Genomic DNA, 15,391 nt, shown 5'->3' on the forward strand with positions numbered 1-15,391 from the left:
GCTGTCACTGCTCCTGAAGGTGCTGCCGGGTCGGGGGGAAGTCTGCGGTATCGGTGGTGTGTACGGCGAGGGTCCGGTCGGGATTCAGTCGTACGACGATGTGGCGGCGCCACGCCGGGTCGTCCCGGTCGGGCTCGTCCTCGCGCCAATGGCAGCCGCGAGTCTCCTCGCGCAGCAGGGCCGCGGCCGCCAGGACACGGGCCACGCACAGGAGGTTGGTGGCCTCCCAGGTGTCGACGCCGGGCTCGGCCGTCTTGCCGTTCTCGGCGAGGGCGTCCCGGGCGTCGGCATGCAGCTGCTGCAACAGGTCGGCGGCCCTGGACAGGGACTCGGCCGAGCGCAGCACACCCGCGCCCTGCGTCATGATCCGCTGGATCGCGAACCGGGCCTCGGGGGCGAGCAGGGGGTGGGCGGGCGTCTCGGGGTGCTCGACGGGTACCGGCACGCGCGCGTGGAGGCCGTTCGCCTTCTGGACCGCCGCGATGTCGGCCACGATGCGCTCGGCGTAGACCAGGCCCTCCAACAGGGAGTTGGAGGCGAGCCGGTTCGCGCCGTGCACACCGGTGCAGGCGACCTCGCCGCACGCGTACAGGCCCGGGACGGTCGTACGGCCCCGGGAGTCGGTGCGCACGCCGCCGGAGGCGTAGTGGGCGGCCGGTGCGACCGGGATGGGCTCGGTGACCGGGTCGATGCCGTGGGCGCGGCACGCGGCGAGGATGGTCGGGAAGCGGTGTTCCCACATCTCGGCGCCGAAGTGCCGGGCGTCGAGGAACATGTGCTCGGCGTCCTGCTCCTGCATGCGGCGCGTGATGCCCTTGGCGACGATGTCCCGCGGCGCCAGCTCGGCCAGTTCGTGCCGGCCGAGCATGAAGCGGACCCCGTCGGCGTCGACCAGGTGGGCACCCTCGCCGCGCACGGCCTCGGAGACCAGCGGCTGCTGTCCCTCCGCGTCCGGGCCGAGGAACAGCACGGTGGGGTGGAACTGCACGAACTCCAGGTCGCTGACCTCGGCGCCCGCGCGCAGGGCGAGCGCCACGCCGTCGCCGGTCGACACGGACGGGTTGGTGGTCGCGGAGAACACCTGGCCCATGCCGCCGGTCGCGAGGACGACTGCCGGGGCCCGCACGGCACCCACGCCGTCGTGCTGACCCTCGCCCATGACGTGCAGGGTGACACCCGCCGTACGGCCGTCGGCGTCGGTCAGCAGGTCGAGCACGAGCGCGTTCTCGATCGTGCGCAGTCCCCGCGCGCGTACGGCCTCGACGAGCGCCCGGGAGATCTCCGCTCCGGTCGCGTCGCCGCCCGCGTGCGCGATCCGGCGCCGGTGATGGCCGCCCTCGCGGGTGAGCTCGAGGTCGCCCGCCTCGGACTCGTCGAAGTGCGCGCCGGTCGCGATCAGGCGGCGTACGGCGTCGGGTCCCTCGGTGACGAGGATCCGTACGGCCTCCTCGTCGCACAGGCCCACGCCCGCGACCAGCGTGTCCTCCAGGTGCTGTTCCGGGGTGTCGCCCTCACCCAGGGCCGCGGCGATGCCGCCCTGCGCCCAGCGGGTGGAGCCGTCGTCGAGGCGGGCCTTGGTGACGACGACGGTCCTGAGGCCCTCCGCCTCGCAGCGCAGGGCCGCGGTGAGGCCGGCGACGCCGGAGCCGACGACCACGACGTCCGCGTCGATGGACCACCCGGGCGCGGGTGCGTGCAGTCGTATGCCTGTGCTGGTCACGAGGCGGCTCCGAAGGTCAGGGGGATGTTGTCGATCAGCCGGGTCGTCCCCACCCGGGCGGCGACGGCGAGGACGGCCTCGCCGGTGAAGTCGTCGTCGATCTCGCCGAAGTCGGCCGGGTCGACGAGCGCGAGGTAGTCCAGGGCGAGCGGCGGGTCCTGGCGGGCGGCGTCGTCCAGGATCAGACGGGCGGCCGCGCGGACGGCCGAGGGGGCACCGGGCAGGGCTTTGGCGACGGCGTGTGCGTCGGCGGCCGCGCGGGACTCGCCGAGGGCGCTCAGGGCTTCGGCACGCGCGTGCGTGGCGGGCACTTCGCGGGCCCGCGCGCGCAGCGCCTCCTGTGCGGCGTGCCGGTCGCGGCCCGCGAACAGGGCGCGGGAGAGCGCGAGTGCCGTGCGCCGTTCCCGCGGCGTGAGGTAGCGGTTGCGGCTGGACAGGGCCAGGCCGTCCTCCTCGCGCACCGTGGGCACGCCGACGATCTCGACGCCGAAGTTCAGGTCGCGCACCATCCGGCGGATCAGGGCGAGCTGCTGGGCGTCCTTCTGGCCGTAGAGGGCGATGTCGGGGCGGGTGAGGTGGAGCAGCTTGGCGACGACGGTGAGCATGCCGTCGAAGTGTCCGGGGCGCGAGGCGCCCTCCAGGCGCTCTCCCATCGGGCCCGCGCTGATGCGCACCTGGGGCTCGCCGCCGGGGTAGACCTCGTCGACGGAGGGCGCGAAGACGGCGTCCGCGCCGGCGTCCTCGGCGATCTTGAGGTCGGCGTCCAGGGTGCGCGGGTAGCGGTCGAGGTCCTCGCCCGCGCCGAACTGGAGGGGGTTCACGAAGACGGTGACGACGACCTCGCCGTCCGCTCCGGCGATCTCGCGCGCGGTGCGGATGAGGGTGGCGTGGCCGTCGTGCAGGGCACCCATGGTCATCACGACGGCCCGGCGGCCCACGCGCGTGCGTGCGTGGAGTTCGTCGGCGGTGCGCAGCAGGGTCGTGGTCATCGGGCGTCTCCCTCGGCGCCGTCGGTCCCGGTGGCGAGTACCCCCAGGAGGTCCTCGGCGAGCTCCGGCTTCAGCAGTCCGTGGGCGAGCGCGCGGTCGGCGGTCGCGCGCGCCATCGCCAGATAGCCCGCGACCGTCTGCGGGGCGTGCTCGCGCAGTTCCGTGACGTGCGCGGCGACGGTTCCCGCGTCCCCGCGCGCGACGGGTCCGGTGAGGGCCGCGTCGCCGGAACGCAGGGCGTTGTCCAGGGCGGCGCCGAGCAGCGGGCCGAGCATCCGGTCGGGGGCCTCGACACCCGCCGAGCGCAGCAGCTCCATGGCCTGTGCGACCAAGGTGACCAGGTGGTTGGCGCCGAGGGCGAGGGCCGCGTGGTACAGCGGGCGCTTCTCCTCCTCGATCCACTCGGGCTCGCCGCCCATCTCGATGACGAGGGCCTCTGCGGCCAGCCGCAGTTCCTCGGGGGCGGTGACGCCGAAGGAGCAGCCCGCGAGGCGCTGGACGTCGACGGGGGTGCCCGTGAAGGTCATCGCCGGGTGCAGGGCCAGCGGCAGGGCGCCCGCGCGCAGGGCGGGGTCCAGGACCTTCGCGCCGTAGCGCCCGGAGGTGTGCACGAGCAGCTGCCCCGGACGCACGGCACCGGTCTCGGCGAGGCCCTCGACGAGGCCGGGCAGGGTGTCGTCGGGGACGGTCAGCAGCACCAGGTCGGCGCGCTGCAGGACGTCGGCGGGAGTGACGAGCGGGACGTCGGGGAGCATCAGCGCGGCCCGCCGCCGGGAGGCGTCGGAGACCCCGGAGACGGCCACCGGCCGGTGTCCGGCGAGTTGGAGGGACGCGGCGAGCGTCGGCCCCACCCGGCCGGCGCCGACGACGCCGACGGTGAGCCGCGCGGGGCGGTCCTTGCTGTCTGGCTGTTGGACTGTACTCACGCGACGGCGGCCTTCCCGTTCCAGTCCGCATCTGGGTACCGGACGATTTCTCGTCATGTTAACGCGATCGGTTCGAGGGGCGTCCGGTTGTCCACAGGCTGTGGGTTTCCGTGGGCCGCCGGCCGCGGAAATGGGCTGCCCCTGTCCGGGGGCGCGGGAGATGATCCGCGCATGAGTGACACAGCGGGGCACAAGGCCGTGCCGACGGCGGACGAGGGACGAGCGCAGCAGGTCACGGAGGGGGAGCCGTCGGAGCAACTCACCGAGGAGGAACGGCTCCTGCGGCGCCGCGCACGGCGCATCAGCGCCTACCGGAGCGCGGGGCGCACGCTGGCGCGCCTGGAAATGCTCGCGCCCCTCCGTGAACGCCTGGCGCTGTTCGACGGGGCGGACGCCCTCCACGACCTGGACGAGCCGTCCGACCTGTACGGCAACGGCATCGTCGCTGCCCTGGAGGAGAAGGTCGCGGGTCTCCTCGGCAAGGAGGCCGCCGCCTTCTTCCCGACCGGCACGATGGCCCAGCAGGTGGCGCTGCGCTGCTGGGCGGGCCGCACCGGAAACCCCACCGTCGCCCTGCACGCCCTGGCCCACCCCCAGGTGCACGAGCGCGACGCCTTCCGGGAGGTCTCCGGTCTGCGCCCGGTCCCTGTGACGAGCGAGCCGCGACAGCCCACGGCGGACGAGATACGCGGCTTCGAGGAGCCCTTCGGGGCGCTGATGCTGGAACTGCCCCTGAGGGACGCCGGATTCCTGCTGCCCACCTGGGAGGAGCTCAGCGAGCTCGTGGCGGCGGCGCGCGAGCGGGATGCGGTGGTGCACTTCGACGGGGCCCGTCTGTGGGAGACCACCGTCCACTTCGGCCGCCCCCTGGCCGAGATCGCGGACCTCGCGGACAGCGTCTACGTGTCGTTCTACAAGTCCCTCCAGGGCTTCGGCGGGGCCGCGCTCGCCGGCCCGGAGAGCCTGATCGAGGAGGCCAAGACCTGGCGGCACCGGTACGGCGGCGCGATCTTCCAGCAGTTCCCGACCGCCCTGTCGGCCCTCGCCGGGCTGGAACACGAACTGCCCAGGCTGCCCGAGTACGTGACCCACGCGCGCGTGGTGGCCGCCGCGCTGCGCGAGGGGTTCGCTCAGGCCGGGGTGCCGTGGGCACGGGTCCACCCCGAGGTGCCGCACACCTTCGACTTCCAGGTCTGGCTGCCGTACGGCGTCGACGAGGTCTCCGAGGCGGCGATCCGGCAGTCGGAGGAGACGGGGACGGCCCTGTTCATCAACCCCTGGAACGAGAAGGGTCCGGGCCTGGCCATGACCGAGGTCTACGTCCGTGCCGCCGCCCTGGAGTGGACGGCGGCCGACGTGAGGGCGGCGGCCGCCGAGTTCGCCGCCCGGCTGCGGGAGGTCGCCGGCTAGGGGGTCAGCAGCCGGGGCGGGCCCGCCGGTGCAGCCGACGGCGCAGGGCGTGCCGTAGCCGCGCCCGGGCGGGCCGCTCCGCCAGGACCGCCCGGGACCGCCGGTACTCGCGCAGGGCGCGCACGATCCGCAGGTCGTGGGTGCCGGGCGCGGGCGGGACGGGGGTGCCGAGGTGCCGGGCGCGGTAGGTGTCGAGGAGGTGCTGCTGGGTGATGCTCATGACCCCAGGCTGCGCGGCCACGGCGGAGGCGTCGCGTCGATTGACGGCCCCTGTCAATCGAGGGCGGCGTTGTCAGTGGCGGGGTGCACCATGAGGTCATGAGCGTGCGCATCGACATCGCGGGGCTGCGGCCGGAGAGGGTCGCCGTCGTGCCCTCGCCCCTGGCCGAGCTCGGCATGGCGCTGCACGCGCTGGCCGAACCGGGGCACCATCCGGGACTCCAGGCCTGGGTGACGGGCGTGACCGCGCGGCTCGACCCTCATCTGGCCGACCGGATGTGCGAGGCGGACTTCCTGTGGCGCACGACGTTCTCGGACCTGTTCATGCCTTTCGCCGGCGTCGCGGGCCGGAGCACGCTCCCCGGGGCCTGCATCGCCGAGGACCTGGACCTGCTCGACAAGCTGACGGACGAGCAGTTCGTGGACGCGGCCCTGGAGTTCACCTGCGCGCTGCCGTACGGCTCGCCCGGCCCGAGCGTGCTCCGCGACAGCTCACTGCACCGGCGTGCCCTGGAGCTGGCCGCGTCGCGCGGACCGCAGCAGGTGCGGTTCACCGAGCGGCTGCTGGCCGACCCGCCGCGGATCAGGGCCTGGTTCCGGCAGTTCGTGGAGGACTGCGACGAGGCGTTCTTCGCGGACACCTGGTCGCGGCTGCGCCACCAGCTCGCCGCGGACGCCCGCCACAAGACGGACCTGCTGCGCCGCAAGGGCCTCGCGGAAGCGCTGACCGCGGTGTCGCCGGCGGTCACGCTCGACGAGGCAGCGAGCCGCATCACGGTCGACAAGCTGGGCATCGGACACAGCGCCACGGCGGAGGGAGGTCTGCTGCTGATCCCGACGAGCCTGGGCTGGCCGCACCTGAGCGTCCTGCACCGGTACGGCTGGCAGCCCGCCCTGCACTACCCGGTCGGCTCCCCCGAGCTCGCCTCCCCGCCCTCGGTCGAGCAGCTGGCCCTGCGGCTGACCGCGCTCTCCCATCCCGTCCGGATGCGCCTGTGCCGGCATCTGGCCCGCAGCGCCTACACCACCAGCGAGCTCGCCCAGGTGCACGGCATGACCGCCCCGGAGATATCCCGGCACCTGAGCGTCCTGAAGAAGGCGGGCCTGATCACCACCCGCCGCCGCGGCCGGTACGTCCTGCACCAGCTGGACGTCACCCTGGTGGCGCGGCTGGGCAGCGACTTCCTGGAAGGGATATTGAGGTAGCCCGAGCTCCGGACGAGTCTTGCCGTGGGGCCGTGTCTCAGCCCTGCCCGCCCGCGCGCACCACCCCTGTCTCGTAGGCGAGCACCACCACCTGCACCCGGTCCCTGAGGCCCAGCTTGGTCAGGATGCGGCCGACATGGGTCTTCACCGTCGCCTCGGACAGCACCAGCCGGGCCGCGATCTCGCCGTTGGACAGCCCCTGCGCGACCAGCACCATGACCTCGCGCTCGCGGCCGGTGAGCCGCTCCAGCTCCTTGTGCTGGGGCTCCTTGCCGGTGGCGGGCAGCATGGGTGCGAACCGGTCCAGCAGGCGCCGGGTCGTCGAGGGGGCGACCACGGCGTCGCCGCTGTGCACCGAGCGGATCGCGGTGAGCAGCTCGCCGGGGGGCACGTCCTTGAGCATGAAACCGGAGGCGCCCGCCTTCAGTCCGGAGAAGGCGTACTCGTCGAGGTCGAAGGTGGTCAGGATCAGCACCTTCGGCGGCTCGGGCTCCGAGCAGATGCGGCGGGTGGTCTCCACACCGTCGAGCTTCGGCATGCGGACGTCCATCAGGACCACGTCCACGGCGGTCGAGCGCAGCACCTGGAGGGCCTCCACACCGTCCCCCGCCTCCGCGACGACCTCCATGTCCGGCTGGGCTGCGAGCACCATCCGGAACCCGGTGCGCAGCAGCACCTGGTCGTCGACGAGCATCACGCGGATCGTCATCGGGCCTCTTCCGTTTCCTCGGGGTCGTACGGCATGTCGCCAGGGGGCGTGACAGGTGTCAACAGGGGGCGCGCGTCGGTGTCAATGCGCTGGTTTGAGCGGCAGGAGCGCACTGATGCGGAATCCTCCGCCGGGGCGGGGGCCCGCGTCCAGGGTGCCGCCGACCATGCCGACCCGCTCACGCATGCCGATCAGGCCGTGGCCCGCGCCGTCGGCGCCGCCCTCCTCGTACAGCTCGTGCGGGGCGCCCTTGCCGTCGTCCTCGACGAGCAGGCCCAGGCCGTCGTCGAAATAGACCAGGCGCACGCTCGCACCCGCGTTCGGCCCGCCGTGCTTGCGCGTGTTGGTGAGCGCCTCCTGCACGATGCGGTACGCCGTGAGCTCGACGCCGCTGGGCAGCGGGCGCGGGGTGCCCTCGATCTTGAAGTCGACGGGGAGTCCGGAGCCGCGGCACTGATCGACGAGGTCCTCGATCTGCTCGACGTCGGGCTGCGGGACGTACTCACCGCCCTCCTGGTGCTCGCCGGTGCGCAGCACGCCCAGCAGGCGCCGCATCTCGGCGAGGGCCTGGCGGCCGGTGGAGGAGATGGTTTCCAGGGCCTTCTTGGCCTGGTCGGGCGCGGCGTCCAGGACATAGGCGGCGCCGTCGGCCTGGACGACCATGACGGACACGTTGTGCGCGACGACGTCGTGCAGTTCGCGGGCGATCCGGGCGCGTTCGGCGGCGACGGCGACCTTGGCCTGTGCCTCGCGCTCCTTCTCCAGGCGGGCGTTGCGCTCCTCCAGCTGCGCGAAGTAGGCGCGGCGGGTGCGGATCGAATCGCCGAGCACCCAGGCCAGGGCGAAGGGCACGGTCAGGAAGATCATCATCGCGACATTGCCGAGTGCGCCGGAGTTCTCCAGCGGCCAGCGCAGCTGGGCGGCAGTGGCCGCGCACAGGCCGATCGTCAGCGCCAGCCGGGAGGCCCACCGGGCACCGGTGGCCGCCACCGTGTAGACGATCACCAGGAAGGCGAAGTCGGCGGCCGTGGTCTCCACGTCCAGCGCCAGCTGGACCACGCCGAGTCCGATGGCCAGCAGCAGCATCCGCTCCGGCATGCGCCTGCGCAGCGCCACGACCAGGCACAGGAGCAGGACGACGGGAACGATGACCGACGGGGACTTCGTCCCCTGGGACTCCCCCCCGGCGGTCCCGCTCGCGAGCGAGATCCCGAACAGGAAGACGGCCCAGAAGACGTCCACCCCTGTCGGGTGTCTGCGGAGGAAGTCATAGAGGCGTTGCACGTAACCCAGCGTAGGGAAGCGTGATGTGTGCAGGGGTCAACCGGAGGACCGATCCGTACCGCCCGCGCGTACTCCCCAAGGTGGAGGTCCCGTTCCCCTGTGCGCCTAGCCTGACCGCGTGACCAATGACACGACCGGCGGCTGGAGCGGTTGGCGGGCCGCCGCCGAGGCCGCCCTGTACGGCCCGGACGGCTTCTACCGCAGGCCGGAGGGGCCCGCCGGACACTTCCGTACGTCCGTGCACGCCTCCCCGTTGTTCGCGAGGGCCGTGGCCCGGCTGCTGTGCCGCCTCGACGAGGCGCTGGACCGGCCCACCCGGCTCGACTTCGTCGACATGGCCGCGGGTCGGGGCGAGCTGGCGGCCGGCGTCCTCGCCGCGCTGCCCGCGGAGGTGAACGCACGCACGCGCGTGTACGCCGTCGAGGTCGCCGACCGCCCCGCCGCCCTCGATCACCGGATCGAGTGGCTGCCCGAACCGCCGAAGGACATCACCGGGCTGCTGTTCGCCAACGAATGGCTGGACAACGTACCGGTGGAGATCGCCGAGACGGACTCCTCGGGCCTGCCGCGACGGGTTCTCGTACGAGGCGACGGTCGCGAACGTCTCGGGGAAGCGGTCGCCGGCGCGGACGCCGAGTGGCTGGACCGGTGGTGGCCGCTGCCGGCCGAGGAGGGACTGCGGGCCGAGATCGGCCTGCCCCGGGACGAGGCGTGGGCGTCGGCGGTGGCCACGGTCGGCCGGGGGCTCGCGGTGGCCGTCGACTACGCGCACACGGCGTCCTCGCGCCCCCTCTTCGGGACGCTCACCGGCTTCCGTGAGGGGCGCGAGTGCGCACCCGTACCGGACGGGTCGTGCGATCTCACGGCCCATGTGGCGCTGGACGCGTGCGCGCTCCCCGGAGGGCGCGTGCTGACCCAGCGCGCTGCCCTGCGCGCCCTGGGCATCGAAGGCGCCCGCCCCCCGCTCTCACTGGCATCCACACAACCCGCTGAGTACCTACGCGCCCTCGCGCGCGCCGGAGAGGCCGCCGAACTGACCGCGCCGGGCGGACTCGGCGACTTCGGCTGGCTGCTCCAGCCCGTCGGCGTCGACGGGCTACTTGTCGATGTCCCCGACCACGAAGAACAGTGACCCCAGAATCGCGACCATGTCCGCCACCAGCGTGCCCGGCAGCAGCTCCACCAGCGCCTGGATGTTGTTGTACGAGGCCGAGCGCAGCTTCAGCCGGTACGGGGTCTTCTCGCCCTTGCTGACGAGGTAGTAGCCGTTGATGCCGAGCGGGTTCTCGGTCCACGCGTAGGTGTGCCCCTCGGGCGCCTTGAGAACCTTGGGCAGGCGCTGGTTGATCGGACCGGGCGGCAGTTCGGCGAGCCGGTCCAGGCAGGCGTCGGCGAGGTCGAGGGCGTTGTGCGTCTGCTCCAGGAGGACCTCGAAGCGGGCCAGGCAGTCGCCCTCCTCGCGGGTCACCACCTTCAGGGTGCCCTGGAGTTCCCCGTAGGCGAGGTACGGCTCGTCGCGGCGCAGGTCGAAGTCGACGCCCGAGGCACGCGCGACGGGGCCGCTGACGCCGTACGCGTGGACGGTCTCCGGGGCGAGGACGCCCACGTCCCTGGTGCGCCCCCGGAAGATCTCGTTGCCGAGCACCAGGTCGTCGAAGCGGTCCATGCGCGAGCGCACGGCGGAGACAGCAGCACGCGCGCGCGTGCTCCAGCCGGCCGGCAGGTCCTCCTTGAGGCCGCCGACGCGGTTGAACATGTAGTGCATCCGGCCGCCGGAGACCTCCTCCATCACGTTCTGGAGGACCTCCCGCTCCCGGAAGGCGTAGAAGACCGGGGTGATGCCGCCGAGTTCCAGCGGGTACGAGCCCAGGAACATCAGGTGGTTCAGCACCCGGTTGAGCTCGGCGAGCAACGTACGCGTCCACACCGCGCGCGTGGGCACCTCCATGCCGAGCATCCGCTCCACGGCGAGGACCACGCCCAGCTCGTTGGAGAAGGCCGACAGCCAGTCATGGCGGTTGGCGAGCATGATGATCTGGCGGTAGTCGCGCGCCTCGAAGAGCTTCTCCGCGCCGCGGTGCATGTAGCCGATCACCGGCTCCGCGCTCATGATGCGCTCACCGTCCAGGACCAGCCTCAGACGCAGCACGCCGTGGGTGGACGGGTGCTGCGGTCCGATGTTGAGCACCATGTCGGTGCTCTCCGCGGCGCCGCCGATGCCGACCGTGGTCTCCGTCGTAGGAGTCATGGACACAGTCTCTCCTACGTACGCTGGCCCCATGGAGACGGGGAGCGGGCAGGACACAGGGGTCGCGGGCGACGAACCGGTGTGGACCGGGCTGCCGCCGGGGCTGCTGCGGATGCGGCGGCTGTTGCTGGTGGTGTGGCTGGGACTGCTCGCGGTGGCCCTCGGGCTGCTGCTCGGGCTGTTGTGCGGGCCGGTGTGGGCGATGTTCGCCCTGCTCCCGCTGGCCCTCCTCGGGTGGGGCTGGGTGGTGCTCGGCCGCAACTGGCGCTCCTGGCGCTACGCCGAGCGCGCCGACGACCTGCTGATCAGCCGGGGTGTGCTGTGGCGCGAGGAGACCGTCGTGCCGTACGGCCGCATGCAGCTGGTGGAGGTCACCTCCGGGCCCGTGGAGCGGCACTTCGGGTTGGCCAGCGTCCAGCTGCACACCGCCGCCGCGGCGACCGACGCGACCATCCCCGGCCTCGACCCGGCCGAGGCGGAGCGGCTGCGGGACCGGCTCACCGAACTCGGCGAGGCCCGATCGGCGGGCCTGTGACGACGCAGGGCGTCGACGACGCCGTACAGGAGAAGCCGGAGAAGGAACCCGTCGCGGAGCGGCGGCTGCATCCCATAACGCCGCTCAGGCGGGCGTGGGCGCCGGTCGCCGTCGTCATCGGGTGGGCCGTGCACGACCCCGACCAGGCGCAGCGCCAGCTGACCCGGCTGACGACCACCACCCTGTTGCTCGCGCTCGCCGTCATCGTCCCGGGCGCCGCTTTGTACGGCTTTCTCACCTGGTGGTTCACCCACTTCGCGGTGACCGACTCCGAACTGCGCATCCGCACCGGCCTGTTGTTCAGGCGCACCGCGCACATCCGGCTGGAGCGGATCCAGGCGATCGACGTCACCCAGCCGCTCCTCGCGCGCGTGGCGGGTGTCGCGAAGCTCAGGCTGGATGTCGTCGGCACCGACAAGAAGGACGAGCTGGCCTTCCTCGGGGAGCGCGAGGCGCGGACCCTGCGCGCGGAACTCCTCGCGCGCGCCGCCGGGTTCGCTCCCGAGACCGCGCACGAGGTCGGCGAGGCTCCGGCGCGTGAGCTGCTGCGCACGCCCCCGCGTGACCTCGCGCTCTCCCTCGTGCTGACGGGCGCCACCTGGGGCGCGCTGGTCGCCGCCCTCGTCGTACCGCCGCTGCTGTGGTGGGCCACCCACAGCCTGTGGACGGTCCTCGCGACCGCCCTGCCGCTGCTCGGCGCGGCGGGGGCGAGCAGTGTGGGGCGGTTCGTCTCCGAGTACGACTGGACGGTGGGCGAGTCCCCGGACGGACTGCGCATCGACCACGGCCTCCTGGACCGCACCCACGAGACGGTGCCGCCGGGGCGGGTGCAGACCGTACGGATCGTGGAGCCGCTGCTGTGGCGGCGGCGCGGCTGGGTGCGCGTCGAACTGGACGTGGCCGGGTCGTCCAACTCCGTGCTGGTGCCGGTCGCCCCGCGCGAGGCCGCCGAGGCGGTCGTCGCGCGCGTGCTGCCCGGGGTGACCGTGCCGCCGCTGTCGGCACTGTCCCGGCCCCCGCGGCGGGCGGGGCGGTGCGTGCCCCTGTGGTGGCGCGGCTACGGACTCGCTGTCACCGACGCGGTGTTCGCCTCCCGTCAGGGGCTGTTGCGCCGGAGCCTGGCGCTCGTCCCGCACGCGAAGGTCCAGAGCGTACGGATCACTCAGGGGCCGTGGGAGCGGCTGTGGCGGGTCGCCGACGTTCATGTGGACACGGGAGCGAACAAGACCGTCACGGCCCGCCTGAGGGACGCTCAGGAGGCCGCGGCGCTGCTCGGTGCGCAGGCGGAGAGGTCGCGGACGGGACGGAAAGGGGCACGGCCCGACCGCTGGATGGTCTGACCGTGCCCCTCGCGAGCAGCCGTACGTCGGTCAGGAGACCGCGCTGCGCAGTCCCTGCAGGTTGATCTGTTCCGTCTCGTCGTGGGCCGTCAGGTCGATGACCTGGCCGACCCCCCGCGACTCCTCGTCGGCCGGCTTGAACTCCGCCTCCGACTCGGCCTTGTGCAGAGCGAGGGCCTCCTGGCCGACGACATCGGCGAGGTCCTCGTTCTGCACGGCCTCCAGGGCGTCCCGCGAGGCCCCCGCCTTCGTGCCGAAGAAGTCGAACCCGCCCTCGACCCGCGGGCGCCGCACGGGAGCCGCGGGCACGACCGCCACCGCGGTGGGCGCGATGAAGTGACCGGCGGGCTGCTGCTGCGGCTGGGCGGCTCTCGCCGTGGTGGTGGCGGCCGCGCGCTCATGCCCGTCGACCGCCTCGAGCTTCCCCCGCGCCTCGTCCTCCTGCGCGGCCTCCGCCCCGGTACCGCCGGTGTCCGCCGCGGCGGAACCGGCGTTCACCGGCTCGCCCTCGGACTCAGCCTTGGTCCCGGGCTTGGCCGCCGTCCTGGCTTCTGCCTTGGCCGCCGTCCTCGCTTCTGCCTTGGGCGCGGTCCTGGCTTCCGCCTTGGCCTTCGTCGTGACCTCTGTCTTGGCCAGAGCCTTGGCCTTGGACAGAGCCTCGGCCTTGGCCGGGGCCTCCGTCCTCGCCCCCCGGGCTCCGTCCGCGTCGCCGCCGCCCTCGTCGAGCCGCTTCAGCGCCGCGTTCGCCCGCAGGAACAACCGCGACCCCTCCGGGGAGAAGATCGCGGGCCGCTCCGGCTTCTCCTCAGAAGCCTCCGCGGCCTCGGACCCTGCCTCGGCCTCGGTCCCCGCCTCGGTCTCGGTCTCGGGCCCGTCGTCCCCGGCAGTTACCGCGTCGGCCTCCGCCTCGGCCTCCGCCGCCGGCGGCAGCGCACGCGCCGGGGCGGCCTCTATCTCCAGCAGCCGGCGCCCCTCCAGGGCGCTCGCCCGCTCCGTCTCCGCCGTGGCGTACCGCCGCAGCAGCGCCGCGTGCTCGTTGCGCAGGCCCGCCAGCTCGGCGCGCTTGGCGCGCAGCCGCTGCTCCAGCTTGACGCGCAGCTCCCGCGACTCCTCGAGGTCGGTCTCGAGTTCGGCGACCCGCTCCTCGTGCCGCCACTCGTCGCTCGCACGCGCGCGCGTGAGGTCGGCGACCTGCTTGCCCGCCTGCGCGTCCCAACGGCGCATGACGGCCGCCCCGACGACCGCGACCGCCGCGGCGAACGCGGCTATCACGCGCAGCACGGCCTGCTGCGAGAAGACCCAGGGGCCGAAGGCACAGACGAGGGAGACGCCTGCGATCGCCGACGGAGGCAGCAGCCTGTGCAAAGGCGGGGAATGGCGGTGACGTCCACGTGGCATGGCCAGAAACTTACCGCGAGTAGGCGAACCTTGGTGCCCCGCCCCGTAAAAACACAGCCACCCCTCGGCTTCACACGACATCAGGAATCGGAGCGGCCGTCGAATTCGGCGTATTGATCACTCGTCGATCACTCACCGATCACTCGCCGTTCGCTGATCACCGGTCAGCAGCCCGCTCATCCACTCCAACGTCGCCGGGATCTCTCGCCGCCAGGTGGTGAAGTTGTGCCCGCCGCTTTCGAGGATGATCGACGAGATCCGAGTCGTTTCCGTCGCCTTCACCCGCTCTATGAACTTCAGGGTGTCCTTGTAGTTCTTCTCGCCCACCTTGCTGCTGCTGACGAGCAGTGAGGTGTCCGGAGCGGGAAGGTGCTTGAGGCACCACCACAGGTTCGCGCGGTCGCGCAGCGCCTTGTCGCCCTGGAACAGGTCGCCCGTGGTGGGGTCGACGGGCGCGTTGTAGTACGGGGACAGGCCCGCCCCGGCGACGTACACCTTGGGGTGGTGCATGGCGAGCTTCAGCGCGCAGTAGCCGCCCGTGGAGTCCCCGATGATTCCCCAGTTGCCCAGCTCCCTGCCCACCCTGTAGTGCTCGTTGATCGCTTTCGGAAGGTCCTTCGCGAAGAACGTCTCGGTCTGCGGGCCGTCCGGAACGTTCGCGCACTCGGTGTCCCGGGGCGGTGCCACGGTCGGCCGCAGCATCACGAGGATCATCGGCTGCATACGGCCGCTCTTGGTGAGTTCCAGAGCTGTGCGCGGATAGTGGAGCTTGTCCACCAGCGCTCGCGCGGTGCCCGGATAACCGGTGAGCACGACGGCCGCGGGGAAGGTACGCGTCCGATAGCGCTCCTGGAAATACTCCGGCGGGAGATAGACGTACGCGGGGCTGGCGATGTGGGACTTGGGGCCGACGATGTCGACCGTCTGGACCTGCCCGGCCGACGACGGCCGAAAGCCGCCCTTGCCGGGCACGTCCCCTATCTCCGTCACCGTCAGGGGTCCTCTCGACCGTTCGCCCGGGTTGTGGTCGACCACCACGCCCTGGTCGGTCTCCTGCCCGAACAGGTCGGCCCAGGAGGCGTAGAACCCGAAGGCCTGGTTCGCGACGAGTCCTACCGACACGAAGATCAGGACCTGCGTCGCGAGCAGCAGCCCGATACGGGCGCTGACGGACCGCCAGCCCCGGCGCGCCAGCCGTGGCCAGAGCCACACCGTGCCGGCGAACAGCGTCACGGCGGCCAGGACCGCCGGCACCAGCGTGTTGTTGCTCGTGAGACCCATTGCTTGCTTTCGCTTTCCTCGGCCTTTGAAACGGCTTTGAGGAGATGAGTGAACCTCTCCTCACGAGACACCGTCCTAGAGGGCGCAATGTCGCCGGATGCCCGAATCGGTGCTCCGGATCCAGAG

Annotated in this window: 14 protein-coding genes; 5 read left to right on the forward strand and 9 right to left on the reverse strand. The window is 72.6% G+C overall.

Annotation, left to right across the window (positions count from 1 at the left end; genetic code table 11):
* Nucleotides 1-4 precede the first annotated feature (4 nt).
* Genes ABZT93_RS33365 through ABZT93_RS33375 form a run of 3 tightly spaced genes read right to left on the reverse strand, consistent with a single transcriptional unit; the run spans nt 5 to nt 3,635 of the window.
* Entirely contained in the window at nt 5-1,720 is a 1,716-nt protein-coding gene (locus tag ABZT93_RS33365) for an L-aspartate oxidase (RefSeq protein ID WP_356111721.1), read from the reverse strand.
* The gene (gene panC / locus ABZT93_RS33370; protein WP_356111723.1) at nt 1,717-2,709 is read right to left on the reverse strand and encodes a pantoate--beta-alanine ligase; all 993 of its coding nucleotides are present in this window, start codon (nt 2,707-2,709) and stop codon (nt 1,717-1,719) included. Before panC ends, ABZT93_RS33365 begins: the two co-directional genes overlap by 4 nt.
* The gene (locus tag ABZT93_RS33375) at nt 2,706-3,635 is read right to left on the reverse strand and encodes a DUF2520 domain-containing protein (RefSeq protein ID WP_356111724.1); all 930 of its coding nucleotides are present in this window, start codon (nt 3,633-3,635) and stop codon (nt 2,706-2,708) included. The genes panC and ABZT93_RS33375 overlap by 4 nt, the downstream gene beginning before the upstream one ends.
* A gap of 171 nt (nt 3,636-3,806) precedes the next feature.
* Between ABZT93_RS33375 and ABZT93_RS33380 the strand changes: the two genes are divergently transcribed.
* Nucleotides 3,807-5,045 carry a beta-eliminating lyase-related protein gene (locus ABZT93_RS33380; RefSeq protein ID WP_356111726.1) on the forward strand — a complete coding sequence of 413 codons (1,239 nt, stop codon included), beginning with the start codon at nt 3,807-3,809 and terminating at the stop codon, nt 5,043-5,045.
* 4 nt (nt 5,046-5,049) lie between these two features.
* Here ABZT93_RS33380 and ABZT93_RS33385 read toward each other — a convergent pair whose 3' ends face one another.
* Nucleotides 5,050-5,265, reverse strand: coding sequence for a hypothetical protein (locus ABZT93_RS33385; RefSeq protein ID WP_356111728.1), 216 nt, complete (start codon nt 5,263-5,265; stop codon nt 5,050-5,052).
* 98 nt (nt 5,266-5,363) lie between these two features.
* Here ABZT93_RS33385 and ABZT93_RS33390 point away from each other — a divergent pair, with 98 nt between their 5' ends.
* Nucleotides 5,364-6,470, forward strand: coding sequence for a DUF5937 family protein (locus ABZT93_RS33390; protein ID WP_356111730.1), 1,107 nt, complete (start codon nt 5,364-5,366; stop codon nt 6,468-6,470).
* A 37-nt stretch (nt 6,471-6,507) separates the two neighbouring features.
* On the opposite strand, the gene ABZT93_RS33395 is transcribed toward ABZT93_RS33390, so the two are convergent.
* Both ABZT93_RS33395 and ABZT93_RS33400 read right to left on the reverse strand, forming a co-directional pair.
* The gene (locus ABZT93_RS33395) at nt 6,508-7,179 is read right to left on the reverse strand and encodes a response regulator transcription factor (protein ID WP_356111732.1); all 672 of its coding nucleotides are present in this window, start codon (nt 7,177-7,179) and stop codon (nt 6,508-6,510) included.
* Nucleotides 7,180-7,260: 81 nt separating this feature from the next.
* Nucleotides 7,261-8,463, reverse strand: a complete 1,203-nt coding sequence (locus ABZT93_RS33400) for a sensor histidine kinase (RefSeq protein ID WP_356111734.1) — start codon at nt 8,461-8,463, stop codon at nt 7,261-7,263.
* Nucleotides 8,464-8,581: 118 nt separating this feature from the next.
* Here ABZT93_RS33400 and ABZT93_RS33405 point away from each other — a divergent pair, with 118 nt between their 5' ends.
* The gene (locus tag ABZT93_RS33405; RefSeq protein ID WP_356111736.1) at nt 8,582-9,595 is read left to right on the forward strand and encodes an SAM-dependent methyltransferase; all 1,014 of its coding nucleotides are present in this window, start codon (nt 8,582-8,584) and stop codon (nt 9,593-9,595) included.
* Here ABZT93_RS33405 and ABZT93_RS33410 read toward each other — a convergent pair.
* On the reverse strand, nt 9,560-10,711 hold the full coding sequence (locus ABZT93_RS33410) for an NADH-quinone oxidoreductase subunit D (RefSeq protein WP_356111739.1): 1,152 nt from the start codon (nt 10,709-10,711) through the stop codon (nt 9,560-9,562). The two genes, ABZT93_RS33405 and ABZT93_RS33410, sit on opposite strands and share 36 nt — an antisense overlap.
* Before the next feature lie 31 nt (nt 10,712-10,742).
* Between ABZT93_RS33410 and ABZT93_RS33415 the strand changes: the two genes are divergently transcribed.
* Both ABZT93_RS33415 and ABZT93_RS33420 read left to right on the forward strand, forming a co-directional pair.
* Nucleotides 10,743-11,246, forward strand: coding sequence for a PH domain-containing protein (locus tag ABZT93_RS33415; protein ID WP_356111741.1), 504 nt, complete (start codon nt 10,743-10,745; stop codon nt 11,244-11,246).
* On the forward strand, nt 11,243-12,586 hold the full coding sequence (locus ABZT93_RS33420) for a PH domain-containing protein (protein WP_356111743.1): 1,344 nt from the start codon (nt 11,243-11,245) through the stop codon (nt 12,584-12,586). Before ABZT93_RS33415 ends, ABZT93_RS33420 begins: the two co-directional genes overlap by 4 nt.
* A gap of 30 nt (nt 12,587-12,616) precedes the next feature.
* Here ABZT93_RS33420 and ABZT93_RS33425 read toward each other — a convergent pair whose 3' ends face one another.
* Together ABZT93_RS33425 and ABZT93_RS33430 are read right to left on the reverse strand one after the other, a co-directional pair.
* Nucleotides 12,617-13,984 carry a hypothetical protein gene (locus ABZT93_RS33425; protein ID WP_356111745.1) on the reverse strand — a complete coding sequence of 456 codons (1,368 nt, stop codon included), beginning with the start codon at nt 13,982-13,984 and terminating at the stop codon, nt 12,617-12,619.
* Between the two features lie 132 nt (nt 13,985-14,116).
* Nucleotides 14,117-15,265: an alpha/beta hydrolase-fold protein gene (locus tag ABZT93_RS33430; RefSeq protein WP_356111747.1), complete on the reverse strand. Its 1,149-nt coding sequence runs from the start codon at nt 15,263-15,265 to the stop codon at nt 14,117-14,119.
* Nucleotides 15,266-15,391 lie beyond the last annotated feature (126 nt).

It is taken from the genome of Streptomyces sp. NPDC005303, from assembly GCF_040607335.1.
Classification (GTDB): Bacteria; Actinomycetota; Actinomycetes; order Streptomycetales; family Streptomycetaceae; genus Streptomyces.

Excerpts from the sequence above, each read along its gene's own strand:
- panC (WP_356111723.1), bottom strand. The coding sequence starts at position 2,709 with ATGACCACGACCCTGCTGCGCACCGCCGACGAACTCCACGCACGCACG.
- ABZT93_RS33380 (WP_356111726.1), top strand. The coding sequence starts at position 3,807 with ATGAGTGACACAGCGGGGCACAAGGCCGTGCCGACGGCGGACGAGGGA.
- ABZT93_RS33385 (WP_356111728.1), bottom strand. The coding sequence starts at position 5,265 with ATGAGCATCACCCAGCAGCACCTCCTCGACACCTACCGCGCCCGGCAC.
- ABZT93_RS33390 (WP_356111730.1), top strand. The coding sequence starts at position 5,364 with ATGAGCGTGCGCATCGACATCGCGGGGCTGCGGCCGGAGAGGGTCGCC.
- ABZT93_RS33395 (WP_356111732.1), bottom strand. The coding sequence starts at position 7,179 with ATGACGATCCGCGTGATGCTCGTCGACGACCAGGTGCTGCTGCGCACC.
- ABZT93_RS33410 (WP_356111739.1), bottom strand. The coding sequence starts at position 10,711 with ATGACTCCTACGACGGAGACCACGGTCGGCATCGGCGGCGCCGCGGAG.
- ABZT93_RS33415 (WP_356111741.1), top strand. The coding sequence starts at position 10,743 with ATGGAGACGGGGAGCGGGCAGGACACAGGGGTCGCGGGCGACGAACCG.
- ABZT93_RS33425 (WP_356111745.1), bottom strand. The coding sequence starts at position 13,984 with ATGCCACGTGGACGTCACCGCCATTCCCCGCCTTTGCACAGGCTGCTG.
- ABZT93_RS33430 (WP_356111747.1), bottom strand. The coding sequence starts at position 15,265 with ATGGGTCTCACGAGCAACAACACGCTGGTGCCGGCGGTCCTGGCCGCC.